Origin of the sequence: Gluconobacter sp. P1C6_b, from assembly GCF_018811945.1 — a bacterium.
Classification (GTDB): domain Bacteria; phylum Pseudomonadota; class Alphaproteobacteria; order Acetobacterales; family Acetobacteraceae; genus Gluconobacter.
Genome location: NZ_JACRVU010000028.1, coordinates 1 through 25,196, shown reverse-complemented (window position 1 = coordinate 25,196; position 25,196 = coordinate 1). Strand labels below are relative to the sequence as shown.

The following is a 25,196-nucleotide window of genomic DNA, read 5'->3' as shown; positions in this document are numbered from 1 at the left end:
GAAAAAGGCCCGGGACATTCCCGGGCCTTTTTTATTACCTGCAATACGGCTTTTACAGTCGCGTCAGCGTAATCACGTAAAAGATGACGGCCAGCAGCACTATGCCGCCCACAATCCCCGTAATCCGGCTCAGACGCCGCTTGCGGGCAAGATCAATATCCGTCGTCATGCTCATCCAATCAGAACCCGGTCAACCAGCAGCCCGCAGAACAGCAGGAACAGATAGGCCAGCGAATACCGGAACGCGAACCGCGCCGGCTTGTCCTTCGTCAGGCTCACCCCTTCCGGATCCTGCCTGTCCATCAGCACCCGGAACGCACAGAGAATGAAACCCAGATCCAGCAGACTGGTCACAACCGTATAGGTCAGCCCGACTTCATGCACGAAACTCGGCACCAGCGAAACGGCCGTGAGAATGAACGTGTAAATCAGGATCTGCCACCGCGTATGCCGCGCGCCCTTCACGACCGGCAGCATCGGAATGCCCGCCTTGCCGTAATCCTTGCACGCATAAAGCGACAGCGACCAGAAATGCGGCGGTGTCCACAGGAACACGATCGCAAACATCGCCACCGGCAGCACAGCCATGGAGTTCATGGTCGCAGCCCAGCCGATCATCGGCGGAAACGCCCCCGCAGCCCCACCAATCACGATGTTCTGCGGCGTGCTCCGCTTGAGCCACATCGTGTAAATGACGCTGTAAAAGAAAATCGAGAACGCAAGGATCCCGGCCGCCAGGGCATTCGTCGCCAGCCACAGCACCACCACCGACAGAACCGACAGCACAACGCCATAAACCAGCGCCGCCTGCTCCGGCATCCGCCCGTCAGGGATGGGCCGCACGACCGTCCGCTTCATGATCGCGTCAATATCGCGGTCATACCACATGTTGATCGCACCCGCGGCCCCGGCCCCGATGCAGATGCACAGAATGGTAATCAGCCCGATGGGAATGGACGGCCAGCGCGGCGCCACAGCCATGCCCGCAGCGCCCGTAAACACCACCAGCGAAATCACGCGCGGCTTGAGCAGCGCCAGCCATTCACGCAGGGACGGATCACCATCCTTCCCCGGAACGGAAAAAACCCCCGAAGGGGCTAAAGGTGTCGCCGTATCGCTCATGCCGAGACCCGGGCACGCCCGGTCTCCCTCAACAGGAACAGCCCGACCAGACCAAAGGCCAGCAGACTGATCCCCATAAAAACCTCACCATAAATCATGACACCCGGCACGATCGAACAGAATGCCCCGACCAGCATCAGCCCGGCATGCAGCCGGCTCATCATCGCGGGGATCCGCCGAGGGAGAAGCATCTCGACCCAAGCGTAAAACCCGCCGCAAAGTGCCATGATCCCGCCGAACGCCACGGCCGTATGATCGCCCGAATGTCCCGGAAGCCAGTCAGACAGCCATCCCGCCGTAAACAGCAGGATACTGCCAATAGCCCAAAGTGCGGCCCCGTCGAACTCCCGCTTCTGCTGCCAGACATCCCGGCACAGCGCCCCGATCAGTACAACCGAAGGCACGATCTGCGTCACAAGAACAAGGCCGGACGTCATGCCTGACGGCAGCGCGCCATATAGCCCATCCATCCATAGAAGCGGACCACCAATGCCCATCACCCCGAATACATAGGGGGCAACGGTCCAGGGCATACCCGCACTGGCGGAACGCGCCAGCAGCGCAGACGCCACCAACCCCAGCGCCGGCGTCAGCATAAGCGCCATTTCCGGCAGATGCAGCGTCTCGATCAGCGCGTCCGTCGTAATGCCGTCCAGCATGCCACGTGTGACGACAGCCGCCAGAACCGGCGCCACGAGGACAACACTGCAAGCGGTCGCGAGCAGCGACCAGGCCAGCGGCGACATGTCACGGAAACGGCAGGTCCGTCCCTCAAGACAGGTCGTGATCACATCGGTCGCCACCGCCAGAATCCCGACCGACCACAGCAGCAGGGCCACGAACGGCAGAAGGGGAAGCAGCACCACACCAGCCGACAGGAACCCGAACCCCGCCATCGTCAGGCCCCGAAGGACCGTCCGGTCCGTTCCCAGCGCGGACGGCAGAAGCCACTGGCCAAAACCACCGAGTGCTGCCGGACACATGACGAAGAACGTCATGAGAATACCGTGACAGAACGCCTGACCGCTCGTGGGATGTGTCTGAAGAATTGGCAGGGCCAGCGACCCGCCCAGCAGACCGGCAAACAGTGCCAGCAGAATAAAAGACGTTCCGACTCGGCGGCTGGAACGGGCTGGGGCAGTATCGACGGCCTGATAAGTCATGATCGCGTAGTCGGTCCCTGAACTAGGAATACCGCAGCGAGCGTCGGAATACTCGGCGCCGACACAAGTGCGGAACCAAACGCCGATCAGGCGACCAGGGCTGCTGCGTCGCTTTTACTCTCGCATTGCGGCAATGTCACGAGTGTAAACAGCCCTGCGGGCGGAACCGGCGTCAGCGTGGCGCGGCGCAGGTCCTCCGGCGGCAGCAGCGATTCAATCGCAAAATCCGGATGCCAGCCCAGCGAACGCGACGCGCGGGCCATGCCTCGCTCGACCGAAAGACGCAGACCACCCGTCGCCAGGAAGTGGTTGACGAACAGGATATGCCCGCCCGGCTTCACGACGCGCTTGAGTTCGGCCAGCAGCCGGTCCGGATGCGGCACGACGGAGGCGACGAACATTGCAACGGCAATATCGAAGCTGTCATCCTCGAACGTCGTGGCTTCCGCATCCATTTCCAGCAAATCATCCACATTCGTCAGATGATCCTGCAGGACGCGGATACGTGCGCGCTCCAGCATGTCTTCGGAAAGATCGATTCCCGTGATCCGCTTGTCGCGGGAATAGGACGGCAGGGCCAGCCCCGTTCCAACGCCGACTTCCAGAACCCTCTCGCCTGGCAGAGCATTGACCGCAGCCACTGCTCTCTTACGTCCGTACCCCGAAATACCGCCAAAAACAGTATCATAAACGCGGGCCCATCGGCGATAAGCCGTCTTGACGGCTTCCGCGTCCAGTGCCGAACGCGGGGAAAGGGTTGAGGACATGATGATATGCGACCTTCTTTGTCCGCTCGGCCCTCAAGGGGCAAGAGCTGTCCGGAACATGTTCAATTGGCACCTTCTTGCCCTCCCGGATATGCATCTGGCAAGACACGCAGTGCGCAAGACGTTTCAAAGCGGTGCGTCAGACAGGCCCGAGGAGGACAACAGTGCTGATCTATTCCCTCGTAGGACTTACATTCATCATCTGGACAGGAATCTATTTCCTGTATTTCCGTCAGCAGGTTATCGCCTGGTTCAGCAACCGTTTCGGGAAAGACCACCCCGTCCCCGTCGAGGACAATGCGCCCGAAGCCCAGCTTCCGTTCAGCTACACGCCCCCGCCCAAAGACGATAAATCCTGACCGCAGCCCTCAGGCCAGAACACGCCTCTCGATCGCATCCCAGATCAGCCCGGCGCTGTTGATCCCGTCAAAACGGTCCAGTTCCTGCAGCCCGGTCGGCGACGTGACGTTGATTTCCGTCAGCCAGTTGCCGATCACGTCGATCCCCGTGAAAATCAGCCCGTGATCACGCAGATACGGCCCGATCGACTCACAGATTTCCTTATCCCGCGGCGTCAGTTCCACACTCATGGCCCGACCGCCGACATGCATGTTCGACCGCGCCTCACCCGTCGCCGGAACCCGGTTGATCGCGCCGATTGCCTCACCATCCACCAGGATGATGCGCTTGTCGCCCTGCCGCACGGCCGGCTCGTAACGCTGGATCATGAGGGGCTCACGCGAACGCGCGAAATGCATTTCCAGCAGCGCACCGAGGTTCTCATCATTAGGCTTGATCCGGAAAATCCCCGATCCGCCATTGCCGTAAAGCGGCTTGACGATGATGTCCTGATACTTCTCCCGGAACGCCAGGATTTCGCGCGTGTCCCACGTCACAAGCGTCGGCGGCATCAGATGCGGGAAATGCGTCACCAACAGCTTCTCCGGCGCATTGCGCACGGCGACCGGATCATTCACCACCAGCGACCTTCCTTCACCCACACCATGCACATGCTCAAGCATATGTGTCGCGGTGATGTAGCCCATGTCGAACGGCGGGTCCTGACGCATCAGAATCACATCCGTCTGCCCCAGATCCAGCACCTGCTCTTCGCCGAACGTCGCATGATTGCCCCGCTCGCGCCGCACCTCGACCGGCCGCGCCCGGGCCTGCACACGCCCGCCCTTGCCCTGTCCTTCAACAAGACTCAGCGTCGTGACCGGATAGACCCACAGTTCATAGCCGCGCACCTGCGCTTCGAGCATCATCGCAAAAGTGGAGTCACCATCGATATTGACGTACTCCAGAGGATCCATCTGAACAGCAACGCGAAGAGAACGGGACATCGGAAAACTCCGGCAAGGAGAAAGAGGAGTGGTCCAGTCCTCTGTAACCGCACACCCCGGTTTTTCAAAATCCCACCTCTGCGGAGTTCCCAGTCATGACCGCCCCACGACGCGCCCCGTTTCAGATCCTCGTCCTGCCCTTCCGCAAAACAGGCAGCGGCCCCGAATACGCACTCTTCCGACGCAGCGATTCCGGGGACTGGCAAGCCATCGCAGGCGGGGGTGAAGACGGCGAAACACCCCTTCAAGCCGCAAAACGCGAAATGCAGGAAGAAAGCGGCCTCTCCGCAGACACCCCCCTGTTCCCGCTTCAGGCCAGCGCCACCATCCCGGTCAGCCATTTCGCCGCCCGCACCACATGGTCACCACTGCTCTACGCCATCCCCGAACACTGCTTCGCAGCCGATGCGACAGGTCAAACCCTGTGCCTCTCCGCCGAACACACGACCTGCGCATGGTTCTCTTACGAAGAGGCGCGACAGCACTTGACCTGGGACTCCAACCGCACAGCTCTGTGGGAAACAGCCGAACGCCTGCGCGACGGCACCCTCCTGCCGTAAAGGCTCAGACCGTAGCCACCGCCACAGGATAGACAATCTTCAAAATTTCGATCTCAACCGGCCCGCGCGGCGTCTGCAACATCGCAACATCGCCAACCCGCGTCCGCATCAGTGCCCGCGCCACAGGCGAAACCAGACTGACCTCGCCGCGCGTCAGATCGGACTCGTCCACACCAAGGATCGTCACCGTATGCTCGACGTCATCCTCGTCCACATACGTCACGGTCGCGCCAAAAAACACGCGGTCCCGCGTCGTCTGCCCGGCGGGATCGACGATCACTGCATTTTCCAGCCGCTTGCCCAGAAACCGCATCCGCCGGTCGATCTCCCGCAGCCTGCGCTTGCCATACTGATAATCCGCATTCTCCGAACGATCGCCATTCCCCGCCGCCCAGGACACGATCTCCACAATGCGCGGCCGTTCCTTCTGGGCCAGTTCCTTCAGCTCGGCCCGCATCACGGCAGCCCCTTTCGGCGACAGGTAATGCGACAGCGGCGTCTTTTCAGCCATCTCAGCGCCCCCGGCCACGCTTCTTCTTCGCCGGATCATACCCGCCTCCACCCGGCCCCAGCGGCACAGGCGTCTTTGGAGCCTTTCGCGCACCGGGTCTTCCAGCAGTCGAGTTGGCAATCGGCGGCGGCTCCAGCCCCATATCGATCGCTTCCAGACGCTTGACCTCGTCGCGCAGCCGCGCCGCCTGCTCGAAGTCCAGATTGGCCGCAGCCTCGCGCATCCGTTTTTCCAGATCCTGAATCGTCGCGGGCAGCGATTTGCCAACAAACTGCTCCGTATCGCCAGAGCCGTCTGGTGCTACCGTCACATAATCCTGCTCGAACACCGAGGACAGCGCATCGCCGATCTTCGAACGCACTGTCATCGGCGTAATTCCGTGCGCCTCGTTCCATTCCGTTTGCTTGGCCCGACGCCGCGCCGTCTCCTCGATCGCGTATTTCAGACTGTCCGTCATCTTGTCCGCATAAAGCAGCACACGCCCATCGACGTTACGCGCCGCACGCCCGATCGTCTGGATCAGCGACGTTCTGGAGCGCAGGAACCCTTCCTTGTCGGCGTCCAGAATGGCCACGACCGAACATTCCGGAATATCCAGCCCCTCACGCAGCAGGTTGATCCCCACCAGCACGTCAAACGCCCCAAGCCGCAGATCACGAATGATCTCGATCCGCTCCAGCGTATCCACATCCGAGTGCAAATACCGGACCTTGACGCCCGCCTCCCCGAGATAATCCGTCAGATCCTCGGCCATCCGCTTGGTCAGCGTCGTGACCAGAACACGGCCGCCCTTGCTGATCGCGTCGCGGCATTCATGCAGCAGATCATCGACCTGCCCTTCGACCGGCCGCACATCCGTCACCGGATCAATCAGTCCCGTCGGACGAATGATCTGCTCGGCAAACACACCGCCTGTCTGCTCCATTTCCCAGGGGCCCGGCGTCGCGGAAACGAAAATCGACTGCGGCCGAAATGCATTCCATTCCCCGAACGCCAGCGGACGGTTGTCGATGCAGGACGGCAGACGGAACCCGTAATCCGACAGCACGCTTTTCCGCGCCCTGTCCCCCCGCTCCATCCCGCCGATCTGCGGCACCGTGACATGGCTTTCATCAACGATCAGCAGCGCATCTTCCGGCAGATATTCAAACAGGGTCGGTGGCGGATCACCCGGCCCGCGACCGGACAGATAGCGCGAGTAGTTCTCGATCCCCTTGCACGCCCCGGTCGTCTCGATCATTTCCAGATCGAACGTGGTCCGCTGCGACAGGCGCTCCGCCTCAAGCAGTTTGCCTTCTTCGGTAAACTGCGCCAGACGCTGCCGAAGCTCGTTCTTGATCCCGATCATCGCCTGATTGAGCGTCGGCCGCGGCGTCACGTAATGCGAATTCGCATAAACGCTGATTTCCGCCAGATCCGCCGTCTTGTTCCCCGTCAGCGGATCGAACTCCACGATCTGGTCGATCTCGTCGCCAAACAGCGACACCCGCCAGGCCCGGTCCTCGTTCTGCACCGGGAAGATGTCAATCTGCTCGCCCCGCACCCGGAACGTCCCACGCTCGAACGCCGCGTCATTGCGTCGGTACTGCAACTCCACCAGTGCCTTGATCAGCCGGTCCCGGTCGATCGATCCGCCAACCTCAAGCCGCACCACCATCTTCGAATACGTCTCGACCGAGCCGATACCGTAAATGCACGACACCGACGCCACGATGATCACGTCATTACGCTCCAGCAGCGCCTGCGTAGCCGCATGACGCATCCGGTCGATCTGCTCGTTGATCTGGCTGTCCTTCTCGATATACGTGTCCGACCGCGGCACATAGGCCTCCGGCTGGTAGTAATCGTAGTACGACACGAAATATTCGACCGCATTTTCCGGGAAGAACTGCTTCATCTCCCCGTAAAGCTGCGCCGCCAGCGTCTTGTTTGGCGCGAGAATGAGCGTCGGCTTCTGCGTCGCCTCGATCACCTTCGCCATGCTGAACGTCTTGCCAGAGCCCGTAACGCCCAGCAGGACCTGATCCCGCTCACCGCCCTCAACGCCCTGAACCAGCTCGGAAATCGCCGTAGGCTGATCACCCGCTGGCTCGTAATCCGATTTGACAACGAATTTGCGGGTCTTTGCCTTCGCAGGCTGCCGCTCCGGCAGGAACTGGGTCATCGGCATTGCGGTCGCATTACGGACGGACGAGGATTCTTTTATGGCCATCATGCCAAGATGGGAAAGCGCAGCACGGACAGCAAGAGCCTTCCCCGTCCTCTTCCAGAAAGACAGCATTCCACCTGCGTATCTTTATGACATTTTATTGCTGAAAGGGATGGAGAGACTCGTTCCCCGGGGGTATCAACACTCCCGTATCTTTGAAGGAAGAACCGTCATGGACGTCCAGACGATCGAGCAGACCTACAACCAGCTCCAGCAACAGGCCCAGCAGTCCGCCCAGGCCCTTCAGGCCCTGGGGTCCAAGATGCAGGCCGCCGCCCAGGGTGGCGACATGCAGGCCCGCGAATGGTCCCTCGACCTGCGCGAACTCGCCCTCGCCTTCCAGGCCGAACAGCAGCAGGTCACAAACCTCCTGCAACAGCTCCACGCGGCCCTCGCCAACGCCCAGCAGGATTACGGCAGCCAGACCACTTATCAGGCCCCGACCCAGCAGGCCCCCGTCCAGCCGGTACCGGACAACAATTTCGTCTCGAACATCCTCAATTCCGGCTTCGCCCGCTCCGTCGAAGCCGGCGCCGGATTCAGCATCGGCAACGACCTGATCAAGGAAATCTTCTGATCGCTCCAGCGGCCCGGCATCCGTCCGGGCCCGCCGGCATTTGCGTCAAAACATATCACACACATGTTGTGATATCATGCTGATGGTTATGTTATAGCCGCTCATATAAACGTTACGATTAACACAAGCGCAGATATGCCATGCATCGTTCTGATCAATCCTGATCCAAGGATTTCAGTCCGATGCCTATCAGATCACCTCATCTCCCCCACAAAACGGCACAAAGCCTGTCCCGCCAGACGCCGCCCTGCGCCGGAGGCCTGCCCAAATGAACAGCGGCCCCCGCACGCTCTCCATGATTATCGGGATCCTGGGCGCCCTCATGGCCGCCTTCCTGATCATCGAAGGCCTCCACCTCATCATTCTCGGCGGCTCGTGGTTCTACACCCTCGCCGGCATCGCGCTGGCGGCCAGCAGCGTCTACATGATCCGTCGCAGCATCCTCTCGACATGGATCGCCCTCGGCCTGCTTGTAGCAACAGCCCTGTGGTCGCTCGCTGAAGTCGGCACCAGCTTCTGGCCCAGCTTTTCCCGCCTGATCGTGTTCCTGTGCGTCGCCCTGATCGCGACCCTCATGGCACCCTGGCTCAGCGGCCCCGGCCGGCGCTACTTCACCCGCCCCGTCACAGGCGCCACTTCCGGTGCCCTCGGCGCCATCATCGTGGCGTTCCTCGCTGGCATGTTCCGGGTCCATCCGACCATCGCCCCACAGGACACCACCCACCCGCAGGAAACCGCGTCCACCGCCGATTCCGACCAGCCAGGCCATGACTGGCCCGCCTATGGCCGCACGGCTTCCGGCACGCGCTACGCCAGCTTCACGCAGATCAACCGCGACAATGTCAGCAAACTCCGCGTCGCCTGGACCTACCGCACTGGCGACATGGCGCTGAACGGCGCCGAGTTTCAGGGAACCCCCATCAAGATCGGCGACACGGTCTATATCTGCTCGCCGCACAACATCGTCTCGGCGCTCGACCCCGACACCGGCACGGAAAAGTGGAAGTTCGACCCCCACGCCCAAACGAAAGTCTGGCAGCGCTGCCGCGGCGTCGGTTACTGGCATGACAGCACGGCCACGGACGCCAACGCGCCCTGCGCCTCGCGCATCGTCCTTACCACGATTGACGCCCGCCTCATCACCATCGACGCCCGCACAGGTCAGGCCTGCACGGATTTCGGAACGAACGGCAACGTCAATCTCCTGACCGGCCTCGGCCCGACGGCCCCCGGCTCCTACTACCCGACAGCCGCTCCCCTTGTGGCCGGTGACATCGTGGTCGTCGGCGGCCGCATCGCCGATAACGAGCGCACCGGCGAACCCTCCGGCGTCGTCCGCGGCTATGACGTCCGCACCGGAGCACAGGTCTGGGCCTGGGACGCCACCAACCCGCATCGCGGCACCACACCGCTGGCCGACGGCGAAATCTACCCCCCCGAAACCCCCAATATGTGGGGCACCGCCAGCTACGACCCGAAGCTCAATCTCGTCTTCTTCCCGCTCGGCAACCAGACCCCCGATTTCTGGGGCGGCGACCGCAGCAAGGCTTCGGATGAATACAACGACGCCTTCGTAGCCGTAGACGCCAAGACCGGCGACGAACGCTGGCACTTCCGCACCGCAAACCACGACCTCGTGGATTATGACGCCACGGCCCAGCCCATCCTCTACGACATTCCGGACGGCCACGGCGGCACACGCCCGGCAATCATCGCCATGACCAAGCGCGGCCAGATCTTCGTGCTTGACCGTCGCGACGGCACCCCGATCGTCCCCGTGGAAATGCGCAAAGTCCCGCAGGACGGCGCACCGGAACACCAGTACCTCTCGCCCGTTCAGCCCTATTCCGCCCTCTCCATCGGAACGGAGCGCCTGAAGGCCAGCGACATGTGGGGCGGCACGATCTTCGACCACCTCCTGTGCCGTATCCAGTTCGCCTCCTACCGCTATGAAGGCGAGTTCACCCCCGTCAACGAGAAGCAGGCCACCATCATCTATCCGGGCTATTACGGCGGCATCAACTGGGGCGGCGGCGCCGTGGACGAAAGCACCGGAACGCTGCTGGTCAACGACATCCGCATGGCCCAGTGGGGCAAGTTCATGAAGCAGGAAGAAGCCCGCCGCAGCGGCTTCAAACCCAGCTCGGAAGGCGAATATTCCGAACAGAAAGGCACCCCTTGGGGCGTCGTCCGCTCGATGTTCTTCTCCCCTGCCGGTCTCCCCTGCGTGAAGCCACCTTATGGCACGATGAACGCCATCGACCTGCGCAGCGGCAAGGTCAAATGGAGCATGCCGCTCGGCACGATCCAGGACATGCCCATCCACGGCATGGTCCCAGGCCTCGCCATCCCGCTCGGCATGCCGACCATGAGCGGCCCGCTGGCCACCCATACCGGCTTGGTGTTCTTCTCCGGCACGCTCGACAACTACGTCCGCGCGCTCAACACCGACACCGGCGAAGTCGTCTGGAAAGCCCGTCTCCCCGTCGCCTCACAGGCCGCTCCCATGAGCTACCTGTCCGACAAGACCGGCAAACAGTACATCGTCGTCACCGCAGGCGGCCTGACCCGCTCGGGCGTCGACAAGAACCGCGGCGATTACGTCATCGCCTACGCCCTGCCCTCAGAATAAGAGCGCAGAAACAGGAAAAGGGGCGCTTCCCACAAAGGAAGCGCCCCTTTTTTTATGCCCTCGACCCCATCGAACCCGGCAGGTACCTCTCCGAACACCCTGCACGCTTCGACACCCACGCTCCCAAAACTCAAAATATAATTCTTGAGAGACAATTGGTTACTAAAGAAACGTAAAATGTATCCAAATAATTCAAAATGAATTCACAAAGAAACTTGTGAGTATATTTTATTTCATCATCAAACTGTAATAACAAAATTAAATCGCCCGTGATAACTGCGTCTCCGACAAGCTCTCATACAGAGCCATCATAACCGGGCATCTTCCAAGGATTTACCACGACGATGAGATCTCGTTACTGCCTCTGCGCCACGACCGCTCTGGCCCTCAGCGTTTCCGCCGCTTTCGCCCAGTCTGACGTCGCGCCAAAGTCCAGAAGCCACCGTCCCACACAAACCCATAAATCCGCCGCAACGAAGGAAGACAGCCCGTCCATGATGGGCTCCACCTCGCCAACAGATGAAGCCAGATCCGAAACCGTCCGTGTCCAGGGCAGCCGCCGGTCATCGCCCGGCGCAGGTCTGATGGTTCACGAAGACGCGGCAAAATCCCGCTCGACCGTGACACAGGAATTCATTTCCAAGCAGACGCCGGGCGTCAACCCGATGCAGCTCATTGCAATGCTGCCGGGTGTGAACACCACCTCCGTCGACCCTCTCGGCCTGAATGGCGGCAACATGACCATGCGCGGTCTGAATGCCAGCCAGATCGGCTTCACGCTGGAAGGTTTCCCGATCAACGACATCGGAAACTACGCCGTCTATCCGCAGGAAATCGTAGATTCCGAGAACCTTCGCTCCATCACTGTCGAGCAGGGCTCCGCAGATCTGGACAGCCCGCATATCAGCGCATCCGGCGGTGCCGTGAACATGTATCTGCTCGATCCGAAGGACCATTTTGGCGGCCATCTGGACGGAACATACGGCAGTTACAATTCCCGTCGCATTTTCGGACGCATGGACACCGGAAAGATCGGCAACACCAACCTCAAGGGCTACGTATCCTTCTCCGCAGCCCATGAAGATTCATGGCGTGGCCCCGGCTCCCAGCGAAAGCTGCACGGCGAAACCAAATGGGTCAATGAATGGGGGCAGGGCAACCGGATTTCCCTGGCAATCGTCGGCAACCAGAGCAACAGCACCCTCTTCCCGTCCATGTCACTGGCAAACTGGAACAAATACGGCGTCAACTATACCTATACCGGCAAATGGAACCCCAGCAGCCCCAGCACCAACTATTACAAGCTGCACCAGAACCCCTTTACCAACATCTATGCCAGTGCCCCTTCGACATTCACACTGACCGACCACCTGACCCTCACGGAAACACCGTATTTCTGGTACGGAAACGGTAACGGCGGCGGCGCCTACAGCGAAAGCCTGTCCAGCCAGCAGTACGGGGCTCAAACGCTCTCCGCTTCCATCGGACAGTATAATTCATCCAATACGAAGAGCCTTCTGGTCTACAACCCGTCCAACACACAGACCTATCGCCCCGGCGCCGTCACCAAACTGGCCCTGCATACGGGTGCAAACCGCCTGATGATCGGCTACTGGTTCGAGTACTCCAAGCAGATCCAGACCAGCCCCTACAGCCTCGTCAACATGGCGACAGGCACCCCGCTGGACGTCTATGGCGGTGGGACGAACATGGTCCTCTCCAACGGCGTCACGGCTGAATATCGCGACACCCTGACACAGACCCGTATCCACACCCTGTTCATCGATGACAGCCTCTCGCTGCTGAATAATCACCTGACGCTCGAGGCCGGGCTGAAATACGCGATGGTCGCCAGACAGGGTCACAACTTCCTGCCAGACACCTCCACCGGACCCTATATCAACGGAAGCTGGAACGAGCCTCTCCCCGCCGCATCCATCCGCTACAAGCTGAACAACGAAATCCAGCTCTTCGCATCGGGAACAACCAATTTCCGTATCCCGATGAACACGGCGCTCTACGATTCCGGTACATATACGTCCGGCTCGGGCTACAGCACCAAGGCCAACACCAACATGAAACCGGAAATCTCGATTTCAGAAGAAGCAGGCATCCGTTACCAGGGCGCTCTCTTCAATGGAACACTAAGCTATTTCCACTACAATTTCACCAATCGTCTCTATTCCGAGACCGTCGTACAGTCTAACGGGGCCTACTATTCCACGAGCGTCAATGGCGGAAGCTCCCATGCCGATGGCGTCGATTTCGAAATCGGAACACGCCCCATCCTTTACCACCTCCGCCCCTATATTTCCGCGGAATATATTGACGCCCGAACCGACAGCAATGTCGCTGCAGGCGGCAGCACCAATGACTATGTCCACAGTAAAGGAAAGTTCGCTCCCCAGACCGCAAAGGTTCAGGTGGCTTTCAACCTGGATTATGACGACGGCGCGTTCTTCAGCGGCTTCGGACTGAAATATGTCGGCAAGCAGTACGCAACCTTCAATAATGATACGTCCATCCCAAGCTACGTCACGATGGATGTCCATGCAGGCTACCGCTTCCGGAACTATGGTGTCCTGAAGAACCCCGTTCTCAAACTCAACATCCAGAACATCACGAACAATCACTATCTTGGCTTCGTGAACGGAACCGCCTCAAACGGCAAAGCAACGACCGGCGTCTTCGGCTCCGCAATCGCCGCAGGAAGCACAACTTATTACGTTGCCTCACCTTTCTTCGTCGGCGGCAGCGCAAGCGTAGATTTCTGAAGGCTTCGTGGCGGAGCGCGTCCCACGCGCCCCTCAGGCCATGACACAAAAAAAGGGCGCTTCCCGCAAAGGAAGCGCCCCTTTTTCATAACCTCAGCCCCTCAGAGCGAAGACAGCGCCGGTGGCACCTTCGCCTTTGCCAGAGCCTCCTGCTGACGCTGCGCCAGCACGTTCACGTTGAAGCCCTCGATCAGTTCCTCGAACATCCGGTGCCAGTTCAGCCGCGCCTCCAGACGCAGGAACGCACTGCCCAGCCCGATCGCCGAACGGTCCATCAGCACGAACTCACGCGGCAGCTTCACACCGCCCGTGCGCTTCAGCCCGTCATAGACCTTCTCCAGAACCTGACGCGCCTCAGCCGGATCATTGCTCTCCTGCATGGAGCACACCCGGTCCGTCATCAGCGGCCGGTAAAAGAACCGCGCCCACTCATTCAGAATGCTCGCCGTCTCGCGCGAAATCCCCTGGAAGCCCCACTTGCTGTACGCATGGAACGCCAGCTCTTCGTTGTTCTCCCGCAGCGCCGTGAACAGGTCGATAACCCCTTCCACAAAGCGCGGCGAGAAAATCCGGACAGCCCCGAAATCCAGCAGGTTCAGCCCATAATCGTCCCGCACGGTGAAATTGCCCATATGCGGGTCACCGTGAATGACACCATAGCGATACACCGGCGTATACCAGGCCTTGAACAGCGCCGTCGCCATCGCGTTCCGGTCTTCCTGCGGCAGGTTCTCGCCCAGAACGGTCCGCATACTGCGTCCGCTCACCCAATCCATGGTCAGCAGCCGCCCGGTGGACAGTTCCTCGACCGGCGCCGGCACCGTCACTTCGGGCGTATTCGCGAGCATGTCCCGATACAGCCGCAGATGGCTCGCCTCACGCCGGTAATCCAGCTCTTCCCGAAGCCGGTCCGCCAGCTCGGTATAAACCTCGTCCTGACGGATCGCCGTCTCGAACTGCCGGTAAATCCCCAGCGCCGCACGGAACTGCCGCAGATCCGAATCCACGGCCGCCTGCATGTCCGGATACTGCAGCTTGCATGCCACTTCGCGCCCATCGACCAGACGCGCCCGATGCACCTGCCCGAGCGATGCTGCCGCCACGGCCTCATGGCTGAAGGAGCGGAAATGCTTTTCCCAGCCTGCCCCAAGCTCGGCCTGCATGCGGCGGCGCACAAAGCTCCACCCCATCGGCGGCGCATTGGACTGCAGATGCGCCAGCTCTTCCGCGTATTCGTCAGGCAGAGCGCCGGGAATGGTCGAAAGAAGCTGGGCCGCCTTCATCAGCGGCCCCTTGAGGTTTCCCAACGCCGACTTCAGGCCCTCTGCATGAACGCCCTTGTCCGTCTTGAAGCCCAGACGGTTGCCCGCCATCCGTGCCGCAATGCCGCCGACCGCGCCGGAGGTCCGCGCCATGCGACGCAGCTCCCCCATGAGGCCGGTGTTGTCGAGATCCCTCGCCATGATGCTCCTCAGTCCTCCTGCTCGAGCTGATCAATCAGTCCCGAGATCACATCCAGTCCTTTACGCCAGAAACCCGGATCTGTCGCATCAAGTCCGAACGGCGCGAGCAGCTCCTTGTGACGCAGCGTCCCGCCCGCTTCGAGCATGGTCCGGTATTTCGCAGCAAAACCCTCTGGTTTTTCCTGATAAACGCCATAAAGCGCATTCACCAGACAATCCCCGAAAGCATACGCATAAACATAAAACGGGGAATGCACGAAATGCGGGATATAAGACCAGTAGAGGTCATAATCCGGTGTGAAATGGAAAGCAGGCCCCAGACTCCGGACCTGAACCTCACGCCAGATTTCTCCCAGACGCTCCGGCGAAAGCTCACCCTTCGCCCGCTCGTCATGCACCTTCACTTCAAACTGATAGAACGCGATCTGGCGGACAACCGTGTTCAGCATGTCCTCGACTTTCGCCGCCAGCATGTGACGACGGCGCTTCGGATCGCTCTCCGCATCCAGCAGCGACTGGAACGTCAGCATTTCACCAAACACCGATGCTGTCTCCGCCAGCGTCAGCGGCGTATCGGCATTCAGATAGCCCTGCTTTTGCCCGGCCAGCGTCTGATGCACGCCATGCCCCAGTTCATGCGCCAGCGTCATCACGTCGCGCGGCTGCCCGCGATAGTTCATCAGAATGTACGGATGCACCGACGGCACGCAGGAATGGGAGAACGCCCCCGAAGACTTGCCCGCCACGGGTGCCGCATCGATCCAGGAATGCGTCAGGAACCGGTTCACGATCTCGCCCAGACCCGGATCAAACCCGGCATAGGCGGTCCGCACGATCTCCTTGCCCTGCTCCCAGTCGATCTTCCGCGCCTCAACACCCGGAAGCGGCGCATTGCGGTCCCAGTGCTCCAGCTTTTCCAGCCCGAGCCACTTCGCCTTGAGCGCATAATACCGGTGCGCCAGCCGCGGATAGGCTTCGTCCACCGCGCCCACCAGCGCATCAACGACCTCATCCTCAACCATGTTCGCCAGATTGCGCGAACTCGTCGGGCGCGGATATCCCCGCAGCTTGTCCCCGATCGCCTTGTCCTTGGCGAGCGTGTTGGTAATCATCGTCAGCAGCCGCGAATTCTCACCCAGAACCGCACTGATCTGCTGCGCCGCACCCTCGCGCTTTTCGCGATCCGCATTCGTCAGCAGATTGAACGCCTCGCCGAGCGGCTTTTCCTCACCGTCGATCGTGACACTCAGCGTCGCCATCGTCTCGTCGAACAGCCGGTTCCAGGCATTGCGCCCCGTCACCGACTTGTCCATCAGCACCTGCTCGACCTCATCGGAAAGCTGATACGGCCGGTACATCCGCAGATCCCGCAGATACGGGTCCCATTTGCGCATCTCCTGCGCCTCGCAGATCCGCGCCAGAACCTCGTCCGGAATCCGGTTCAGCTCCAGCGTAAAGAACATCAGATCGGAGGCCACCTCCGTCATCCGCTCCTGCACACCCTGCGCAAACCGCCCCCAGACCGGATCGGTCGTATGCGCCGCAAAACCGAGACTGGAGAAAGACCCGATCTTCCCCAGGCCCTCCTCAATCGCTTCGTACTCCGCGAACGCCTTCGCAAGCTCCGCGCCGCTCAGCGTCTCCAGACGCCCCTTATACGTTTCGCAGAAACTCCGCGCAGCCCCGGCCCAGCGATCGAAATCCGAAGCCAACACCGGATCTTCCGGCGACGCATAAAGATCAGAGAGATCCCAGCGGGGAGGCATCTGCTCCCCGGAGGACGAATTCGGCGTGCCGTCAGCGGCAGAAAAGAGCATGGTCATATCCTGACCTTAAAGCCACAATCCCCCCCGTCAAACGGGATGTTGATAACAGGACCGTAGTGTAAAACCGCCGCAAAGCCCGCAACCCCGGATCTTCCGCCACTTCATGCAAAAATACCCCCCCAGGCATTTGAGACGCTGACATCGTTTGAAAACCTGAAGGCGCGAATCGCAGGCCCCGATCTGGTGCGGACGGTCGCCATCCTCGATGTCCTGATCTGCCATGACGGAAGCCTGTTCTGTGCATGGTGGCACCACAGCCTCCCATTCCATCTGGCGGTACTTGGCTTCTACGGTGTGATGCTGTTCTTCGTCCTCAGCGGCTTCCTGATCGGCACGATCATGCTGGACCTGCTGGAACGCGGAACCTCCCTGAAAGGCTGGGGAATCTTTCTGGTCCGCCGCTGGCTGCGTACGCTTCCGGCCTATTATTTCTGGCTGTTCGCGCTGCTCATCCCGCTCGCTTATTTCGGCCCCTACGGCGTGCCGTGGGACGAAGCCCGCCACGCCCTGCCCTGGTTCCTGACCCTGACACAGAATCTCGGCTGGCCCATGGTCTCGAATTGGTACGGCGTCACATGGTCGCTCTGCGTGGAAGAATGGTTCTACATCGCCTTCCCGGCCCTGCTGCTCACGCTCCTCGCCTGCCGCATCAAACCGGCGCTGGCGTTCGGAACCACACTCGCAGCCTTCTTCATCGTCCCGCTCTGCTGGCGCCTGTCGCTATCCACGGACGTCAACTGGGACGAAGTCACCAGCAAGATCGTCCCCTGTCGCTTCGACTCCATCGCGTGGGGCATCGCCGCCGCCTGGCTCTACCGGTGCAGACCCGCCATCACCCGCTACAGCACAATACTCGCGGCCCTGGGCACCGCGATCGTGCTCACGGTCTGGTGGCGCAACACCGGAGACAATGCCCTCTGGCCCCCGCGCTTCGGCGCCATGGCCTCATTTGATGTTACGGGACTAGGCTATGCCCTGTGCATGCCCGCCATGATGCGGCTGCGCACCCTGCCGCCCCTGATAGGCCCGGCAGTCCGCAGCATCAGCACCCACAGCTACGCGCTCTATCTGTGCCATCTCCCGCTGGCCCTGGCCGCAGGAGACCTTCAGGCCCGCTACGGCCTCGGCCGCAGACATGCCGTCATCTTCACGATCCTCACCACGATCGGCGGCGCCATCCACTCATGGCGCGTCGTGGAACGCCCCTGCCTGAAACTCCGCCCCAGGCAGGGATAACCCCGTCAGGCCGAAAGCTGCGACAGGTCTTCCTGCACGTAGCCGATGATCCGCGCATAATCGCGCGGCACAACGTGCCAGAACCGCTCCAGCGTCCGCTCCCAGCAATGCAGCAGATCCGCGGCATAGGTGCTGCCCGTCTCCGCCACATGCCGCTCCACCAGCGCCCGAAGCTCCTGATCCCAGCGGCTGCCGGCCTGCACACGGCTCCAGATCACCGTATCGGGGTTGATCTGCGCCTCAAAGCGCCCCTTCACATCCAGCACATACGCCATGCCCCCCGTGAAACCGGCGCCGAAATTGTCGCCCGTCTCCCCAAGGATCACGACCGTCCCGCCGGTCATGTATTCGCAGCCATTCGAGCCACAGCCCTCGACCACGGCCGTCGCACCGGAGTTCCGGACCGCAAAGCGCTCACCCGCCTGCCCGGCCGCAAACAGCGCACCCGCCGTCGCCCCGTACAGAACCGTATTGCCGATGATCGCGCTCTGCTCGGACGCCCACTGCGCCGCCGGTGACTTGCGGACAACGATCGTCGCCCCCGAAAGCCCCTTGCCGACGTAGTCGTTGGCATCGCCCTCAACCTCGATCTTGAGCCCCTGCACACCGAATGCACCCAGAGACTGCCCGGCCGAACCGCGCAGCGACAGCGTGAGCTGCCCTTCCGGAAGCTCCTTCATGCCGAATTTGCGCGTAATCAGCCCCGAGACCCGCGTACCGATCGCACGATGCGTGTTCTGCACCGTGTAATGCAGATGCAGCTTCTCCCGACGCTCAAACAGCGCCGTAGCATCCGGGATGATCTGCCCGTCCAGCGTCTCGGGAACCTCGTTACGCCCCTCACGGGTGCAGAACCGCGCATGACCGCCCGGGTCGGCCTGAACCAGCAGCGAGTTGAGATCCAGATCATCCAGATAATCCGCACCACGCGATACCTGGCGCAGCATGTCCGTCCGCCCGATCACCTCTTCAAGCGACCGCACACCCAGATCCGCCAGAATATGCCGGATGTCTTCCGCAATCAGCGTGAACAGATTGATGACCTTCTCAGGCGATCCCCCGAACTTCTCCCGCAACTTCTCGTCCTGCACACACACGCCCACCGGACAGGTGTTGGAGTGGCACTGACGCACCATGATGCAGCCCATCGCCACAAGCGCGGCCGTGCCAATACCGAACTCTTCCGCACCCAGCATCGCCGCCATGACAACGTCACGCCCCGTCTTGATGCCACCATCCGTCCGCAGCACCAGACGATGACGCAGCCGGTTCAACATCAGCACCTGATGCGCCTCCGACAGCCCCATTTCCCAGGGGTGGCCTGCATAATGGATCGAAGACTGCGGGCTCGCCCCCGTCCCGCCCGAATGGCCGGAAATCAGGATCGCATCCGCCTTGGCCTTCGCCACACCGGCCGCAATCGTGCCAATGCCGGTCCGCGCCACCAGCTTGACCGTGACGGTCGCCGTCGGATTGATCTGCTTGAGATCATAAATGAGCTGCGCCAGATCCTCGATCGAATAGATGTCATGATGCGGCGGCGGCGAAATCAGCGTGACCCCCGGCGTCGCATGACGCAGACGCCCGATCAGTTCCGTGACCTTGAAGCCCGGAAGCTGCCCGCCCTCGCCGGGCTTCGCACCCTGCGCCATCTTGATCTCGATCTCGCGGCAGTCGTTCAGATACTGCGCCGTCACACCAAAACGCCCCGACGCCACCTGCTTGATCGCCGAAGACGCATTGTCCCCGTTCGGACGCGGCTTGGAGCGCTCGGCATCCTCGCCACCCTCGCCGGAATCGGACTTCGCACCGATCCGGTTCATGGCAATCGCCAGCGTCTCATGCGCCTCAGGGCTCAGGGCCCCCAGCGAAATCCCCGGCGCCACCAGACGACGGCGGATCTGCGTGATGCTCTCCACTTCGTCCACCGGAACCGGCGCGTGAAGCGGCTTGAAATCCAGCAGATCACGCAGCGCCACCGGCGGCATCTGACGCACCGCATCCGCGTAACGCCGGTACAGCGTAAAGCTGTTCGCCGTCACCGCACTCTGGAGCATGTGCACAAGCTGCCCGGAGAACGCATGCGTCTCACCCTGACGGCGCAGCTTGTAACGCCCGCCCACGGGGAGCGCCTCGACCTTCCGGTTCCACGCTGCCGCATGCGCGCCAAGAATGTTGCGCGCAATCCCCGGCAGACCAATCCCCGAAATCCGCGACGGCATGCCCGGGAAGAACTCCGCCACCAGCGCGCGGGACAGCCCGATCGCCTCGAAATTATACCCGCCACGATAGGCCGAGATGATCGAAATGCCCGACTTGGACATGATCTTGAGCAGACCCTTGTCCACGGCCTTGCGATACCGCTCCATCGCCTCACGCAGCGACATCTTGCCGAACAGCCCGCGCCGCAGCCGGTCCGCCACGCAATACTGCGCCAGCGCCGGATTCACAGTCGTCGCACCAACACCGATCGTCACCGCGATCGCATGCACATCGATCGCGCCCGACGTCCGCACATTCAGCGACGTGAACGTCCGCAGCGAATTGCGCACCAGATGGATATGCACGGCCGCCGTCGCGAGGATCATCGGGATCGCAACCCGCGTCGCATCCGTATTGTCATCCGTCAGGAACAGATGCGTGCACCCGCCGCGAACATGATCCTCAGCCTGCGCCCGAATAGACGCAATCGCCGCCCGCAGACCTTCCTCGCCCTCTTCAGCCGAGAAGGTGCAGTCGATCACACCCGCATTCTCACCACACACCTTCAGCAGCTCGTCGAACTCACCGATCGTGAGAACCGGGCTCGGCAACTGCAACAGGTCACACTGCTCCGGCGCCTGATCGAGAATATTCCCAAGATTGCCCAGCCGCGTGACCAGACTCATCACCCGCGTCTCACGCAGGGAATCGATCGGCGGGTTCGTGACCTGACTGAACCCCTGACGGAAATAATGCGCCAGCCCGCGATAGATCGTGGACAGAACCTGAAGCGGCGTATCATCGCCCATCGACCCCAGAGCCTCGGCAGCATTCTCCACCATCGGGTGCAGAATGGTCTCCAGTTCCTCATGCGTCAGACTGACCGCCACCTGATGCCGCCGCAGCACATCCGGGTCCAGCGCCTCGGGCTCGACCACATCGCGCACGATCGGCTCGATATCGCGGATGCGCTTTACCCAGCCCTGGAAATCCTGACGCGACGCCAGCATCTCCAGAAGCTCTTCGGACTGATAAAGCCGCCCTTCCTTCAGATCCAGCGCCAGCGTCTGCCCCGGACCAAGCCGTCCACGGCTCTTCACCCGCGCATCGGGCACCCGGACCATCCCGGTCTCGGACCCCACGATGAGCAGCCCATCCTGCGTGATGCTGTACCGCAGCGGCCGCAGACCCGCACGGTCCAGCCCCGCCACAACCCAGCGCCCATCCGTCGCACACAAAGCCGCCGGACCATCCCAGGGCTCGATCACCGCATTGCAGTACCGAAACAGCGCCCGCGCCGCATCGGACATCGCGGAGTTCGCACCACCAGAAGCCGGCACCAGCATCGTCTTCGCCATCGGCGCATCACGCCCGGCAAACGTCAGCAGTTCGAACACATTGTCCAGAACCGCCGTATCCGACCCCGCAGCCTGCACCACAGGTTTCAGATCCTCCATATACGGATCCAGCTCCGGATGCGCGAGCCGCGTCTCATGCGAGCGCATCCAGTTCGTATTGCCCGAAATCGTGTTGATCTCGCCGTTATGCGCCACCTTGCGGAACGGCTGGGCCAGCTTCCAGGTCGGGAACGTGTTGGTCGAATACCGCTGATGGTAGATCGCAAACCGCGACACAAACCGCTCATCCAGCAGATCCGGATAGAAATCCGTCAGGTTCTCGGCAAGGAACATGCCCTTGTAGATCACCGAGCGGCAGGACATCGAACACACATACAGATCAACCTGCTGCGCCGTCGCCTGCTTCTCGATCCGCCGACGGAGCACATACAGGTCGCGCTCGAACTCGTCCTCGGACCGGCCAAGCCGGTTGCGGATCATAATCTGCTCGATCTCCGGCCGCGTCTGGTTGGCCTTCTCGCCAATGCACGCCGTATCGATCGGCACCTGACGCCAGCCATAGATCCCGTAACCGAAGTTCAGGATCTCCGTCTCGATGATCTGACGGCCCCGCTCCTGCGATCCCAGATCGGTCTTGGGCAGGAACACCATGCCGACAGCAATGCGCCCGTCGATCGTATCGTCGCTGGAGCCGTTATGGATCGCCTCGGCAAAGAAATCCTGCGGGATTTCCACATGAATGCCCGCGCCATCGCCGGTCTTGCCATCGGCATCGACCGCACCGCGATGCCAGATATTGCCCAGCGCCTCGATGCCCGCCTGAACCACACTGCGCGACGGCTTGCCATCCAGCGCCGCGACCAGACCCACACCACAGGAATCGCGCTCCTGCGACGGGTCATACAGCCCCTTCAGACGCTCGACGTTCTCGGCATACTCGCGGATGAAATCGTTATTCTGTGTCATTCCGCGGCCTCCAGAGCACCGGTCATTGTTTCAGTCAGATGATGATGGATCGCATCGGCCGCATCCCGGCCATCCTTGATCGCCCAGACGACCAGGCTCGCCCCGCGCACGATATCGCCCCCGGCAAACACACCCGGCAGGCTCGTCGCAAAGCCCCCCGGCGGCACCGTCAGCGTGCCCCAGCGCGTCACAGCCAGCTCCGGCTCATTGAACTGCCCCGGCAGATCTTCGGGATCGAAGCCCAGAGCCTTGATAACCAGATCGCCTTCAATCACGTCATGCTGCCCTGTGCCCTCGATGGACCGGCGCCCCGACGCATCCGGAGCCCCCAGCCGCATCTTCAGCACCCGCACACCCGACACGCTGCCATCGCCCAGAAACGCTTCCGGCGAGCCCAGCCATTCGAAATGCGCGCCTTCTTCCTCGGCATTGTAAACTTCCTGCCGCGACCCCGGCATGTTCGCCCGGTCCCGACGGTAAACACAGGTCACACGCTCGGCACCCTGACGGATCGACGTGCGCACGCAGTCCATGGCCGTGTCACCACCGCCAATCACCACAACCCGACGCCCCTTCGCATGAAGCGCCGCATCCTCGCCCGGATCTTCGTCATAGCCGCGACGGTTCGACGCCGTCAGGAAGTCGATCGCATCGACAACCCCCTCAAGCCCGGCCCCCGGCACCTTCACATCGCGCGAGCGATACACACCCGTCGCCAGAAACACCGCATCATGCCGCGCCCGCAGATCCTCAAGGGAGGTCTCGCCCGCGCCCGAACCAACCGGCGTGGAGAGATGGAACACGATCCCCTGCTCTTCCAGCAACGCATGACGCCGCGCCACCACATGCTTCTCCAGCTTGAAGCTCGGAATCCCGTAAGTCAGCAGCCCACCCACACGGTCCTGACGCTCATAGACATGAACCTCATAACCCTGAGCCCGCAGCCGCTCCGCACAGGCCAGACCAGCCGGCCCGGACCCCACGATCCCGACACTTCGCCCCAGATCCTGATCCGGAAGCGCAGGCTTCACCCAGCCCTGCTCGAACGCATTTTCGGTAATGAACCGCTCGACAGCGCCGATGGTGACGCTCTCAAAACCCTTGTTGATGACGCAGTTGCCTTCGCACAGCCGGTCCTGCGGACAGATCCGCCCGCAGATCTCCGGAAACGTATTCGTCGCGGACGACATCTCATACGCTTCCTCCAGCCGGTCCTCAGCCGTCAGCTTCAGCCAGTCCGGAATGTTGTTCCCCAGCGGACAATGCACGGAGCAGAACGGAATCCCGCACTGCGAGCAACGCGACGCCTGCTCTTCCGCACGGCTGCGCGCGAACCCACGGTAAATCTCCCCGAAATCCTGACGGCGTTCAGCCGCATCGCGCTTCTCGGGAAGCAGCTGGGGGTGGGTGACGAACTGCAACATGCGTTCGGCCATGCGTCGTGTCTCCTGCAAAACATGTCCGCCCGAACACAAACTCCCGGACGCACATCAGACCTGTCCGAAAGCAGCTATTCCCTCACTTTATCCAATAACAGTCAGTGACACTGACCTTTCATGCGAAATGACCCATGTTCCCGCTGCATGGGTCGTTTTTCACAGAGTTGTTTAGGTCCGGACCGGACCCATCACTTCCGAAAGCGCCGCCAGCTCTCACAAATGCTGCCCTTCAGATAATCCGGCACCACACTCCGCATCGCCGTCGGCGTAATCCCGAGCGACTGGAGATCATCCGCCCCCGGCTGCACCACATTATCCAGCCCCATCATCACAACCTGATCCCGCGTCAGCAGATGTCCCGGCAACGGCTCCAGGATCTCAGCCTCCAGCTTCGCCACACAGTCCGGCACCGACAACAGAAAACGACGACGTCCGGAAGCCTCAAGCACGAACGCCATCAGTTCCTTCATGGTCAGCACATCCGGCCCACCCGCCTCGACCGTCATACCCGCACGCTCCGGCGTCACCAGCGCCAGCGCCGCCCGCGCCACATCCCCCACATAAACCGGCTGGAACCGCGTCCCCGCCGCAAACACCGGCAACACCGGCGAGAGCTTCGCAATCAGCGCGAACATGTTGAAGAAACTGTCTTCGGGCCCGAAAATCACCGAAGGCCGCAACAGCGCCGCTTCCGGAAACGCCTCCCGCACCACATGCTCGGCCAGCCCCTTGCTCCGCCCGTAATTCCCCGGCGACCGTATCGAAGCCCCGATAGCCGACATGTGCAGATACTGTTCCACCCCCTCGCGCCGGGCCACCAGCGCCGCAAGCCGCGCCCCTTCCACATTGACCCGATGCATCGCCTTCACAACTGGCGACATGATCGAGACGAGATTGATCCCCGCATCAGCCCCGCTAAACAGACGCTCCAGCGAGTCCGCGTCATTCACGGACGCTTTGATGAATTCCACACGCCCGTCACCCGGAAAGCGTGCCAGCGCCTGATCCCCCTCGGGATTGCGACTGCCAACGCGCACCACATGCC

General features: G+C 61.5%; 17 protein-coding genes. 6 read left to right on the top strand and 11 right to left on the bottom strand.

Features of this window, described 5'->3' with window-relative positions; all coding sequences use genetic code 11:
* Positions 1 to 171 precede the first annotated feature (171 nt).
* The 3 genes from KP701_RS14060 to KP701_RS14050 all read right to left on the bottom strand — a co-directional run bounded on the left by KP701_RS14060 (position 172) and on the right by KP701_RS14050 (position 3,052).
* Positions 172 to 1,122, bottom strand: a complete 951-nt coding sequence (locus KP701_RS14060) for a heme o synthase (RefSeq protein WP_215747580.1) — start codon at positions 1,120 to 1,122, stop codon at positions 172 to 174.
* Positions 1,119 to 2,285, bottom strand: coding sequence for a cbb3-type cytochrome c oxidase subunit I (locus tag KP701_RS14055; RefSeq protein WP_215747579.1), 1,167 nt, complete (start codon positions 2,283 to 2,285; stop codon positions 1,119 to 1,121). The genes KP701_RS14060 and KP701_RS14055 overlap by 4 nt, the downstream gene beginning before the upstream one ends.
* A gap of 86 nt (positions 2,286 to 2,371) precedes the next feature.
* Positions 2,372 to 3,052, bottom strand: a complete 681-nt coding sequence (locus KP701_RS14050; RefSeq protein WP_011253381.1) for a class I SAM-dependent methyltransferase — start codon at positions 3,050 to 3,052, stop codon at positions 2,372 to 2,374.
* Positions 3,053 to 3,216: 164 nt separating this feature from the next.
* On the opposite strand from KP701_RS14050, the gene KP701_RS14045 reads away from it, so the two are divergent.
* A complete protein-coding gene (locus tag KP701_RS14045; protein ID WP_062495710.1) occupies positions 3,217 to 3,411 on the top strand; it encodes a hypothetical protein in 195 nt (64 codons plus the stop codon).
* A gap of 9 nt (positions 3,412 to 3,420) precedes the next feature.
* Here KP701_RS14045 and gshB read toward each other — a convergent pair whose 3' ends face one another.
* The gene (gene gshB / locus KP701_RS14040) at positions 3,421 to 4,398 is read right to left on the bottom strand and encodes a glutathione synthase (protein ID WP_215747578.1); all 978 of its coding nucleotides are present in this window, start codon (positions 4,396 to 4,398) and stop codon (positions 3,421 to 3,423) included.
* A gap of 95 nt (positions 4,399 to 4,493) precedes the next feature.
* Between gshB and KP701_RS14035 the strand changes: the two genes are divergently transcribed.
* A complete protein-coding gene (locus tag KP701_RS14035) occupies positions 4,494 to 4,958 on the top strand; it encodes an NUDIX pyrophosphatase (protein ID WP_215747577.1) in 465 nt (154 codons plus the stop codon).
* 4 nt (positions 4,959 to 4,962) lie between these two features.
* Here the strand turns inward: KP701_RS14035 and greB are convergent, their stop codons facing one another.
* Both greB and uvrB read right to left on the bottom strand, forming a co-directional pair.
* The gene (greB, locus tag KP701_RS14030) at positions 4,963 to 5,469 is read right to left on the bottom strand and encodes a transcription elongation factor GreB (RefSeq protein ID WP_215747576.1); all 507 of its coding nucleotides are present in this window, start codon (positions 5,467 to 5,469) and stop codon (positions 4,963 to 4,965) included.
* Position 5,470: 1 nt separating this feature from the next.
* Positions 5,471 to 7,684, bottom strand: coding sequence for an excinuclease ABC subunit UvrB (gene uvrB, locus KP701_RS14025; protein WP_305798402.1), 2,214 nt, complete (start codon positions 7,682 to 7,684; stop codon positions 5,471 to 5,473).
* A gap of 166 nt (positions 7,685 to 7,850) precedes the next feature.
* Between uvrB and KP701_RS14020 the strand changes: the two genes are divergently transcribed.
* The 3 genes from KP701_RS14020 (at position 7,851) to KP701_RS14010 (ending at position 13,661) form a co-directional block, all read left to right on the top strand.
* The gene (locus tag KP701_RS14020) at positions 7,851 to 8,255 is read left to right on the top strand and encodes a hypothetical protein (protein ID WP_024717091.1); all 405 of its coding nucleotides are present in this window, start codon (positions 7,851 to 7,853) and stop codon (positions 8,253 to 8,255) included.
* 268 nt (positions 8,256 to 8,523) lie between these two features.
* Positions 8,524 to 10,887, top strand: coding sequence for a glucose/quinate/shikimate family membrane-bound PQQ-dependent dehydrogenase (locus KP701_RS14015; RefSeq protein WP_215747575.1), 2,364 nt, complete (start codon positions 8,524 to 8,526; stop codon positions 10,885 to 10,887).
* A 344-nt stretch (positions 10,888 to 11,231) separates the two neighbouring features.
* Positions 11,232 to 13,661, top strand: coding sequence for a TonB-dependent receptor (locus KP701_RS14010; RefSeq protein ID WP_215747574.1), 2,430 nt, complete (start codon positions 11,232 to 11,234; stop codon positions 13,659 to 13,661).
* A 101-nt stretch (positions 13,662 to 13,762) separates the two neighbouring features.
* Here KP701_RS14010 and KP701_RS14005 read toward each other — a convergent pair whose 3' ends face one another.
* Complete coding sequence (locus tag KP701_RS14005) at positions 13,763 to 15,124, bottom strand: AarF/ABC1/UbiB kinase family protein (RefSeq protein WP_215747573.1); 1,362 nt, start codon at positions 15,122 to 15,124, stop codon at positions 13,763 to 13,765.
* An 8-nt stretch (positions 15,125 to 15,132) separates the two neighbouring features.
* Positions 15,133 to 16,941: a M3 family oligoendopeptidase gene (locus KP701_RS14000; RefSeq protein WP_215747572.1), complete on the bottom strand. Its 1,809-nt coding sequence runs from the start codon at positions 16,939 to 16,941 to the stop codon at positions 15,133 to 15,135.
* A gap of 120 nt (positions 16,942 to 17,061) precedes the next feature.
* Between KP701_RS14000 and KP701_RS13995 the strand changes: the two genes are divergently transcribed.
* On the top strand, positions 17,062 to 18,186 hold the full coding sequence (locus tag KP701_RS13995; protein ID WP_215747588.1) for an acyltransferase: 1,125 nt from the start codon (positions 17,062 to 17,064) through the stop codon (positions 18,184 to 18,186).
* Positions 18,187 to 18,191: 5 nt separating this feature from the next.
* Here KP701_RS13995 and gltB read toward each other — a convergent pair whose 3' ends face one another.
* The 3 genes from gltB to KP701_RS13980 all read right to left on the bottom strand — a co-directional run.
* Positions 18,192 to 22,712 (bottom strand): glutamate synthase large subunit, encoded by a 4,521-nt coding sequence (gene gltB / locus KP701_RS13990; RefSeq protein ID WP_215747571.1) that lies wholly within the window; start codon positions 22,710 to 22,712, stop codon positions 18,192 to 18,194.
* The gene (locus tag KP701_RS13985) at positions 22,709 to 24,148 is read right to left on the bottom strand and encodes an NAD(P)-dependent oxidoreductase (RefSeq protein WP_215747570.1); all 1,440 of its coding nucleotides are present in this window, start codon (positions 24,146 to 24,148) and stop codon (positions 22,709 to 22,711) included. Before KP701_RS13985 ends, gltB begins: the two co-directional genes overlap by 4 nt.
* Positions 24,149 to 24,339: 191 nt before the next feature.
* Positions 24,340 to 25,196 (bottom strand): complex I NDUFA9 subunit family protein (locus KP701_RS13980; protein ID WP_215747569.1); only part of this gene is annotated, 857 nt, incomplete at its 5' end.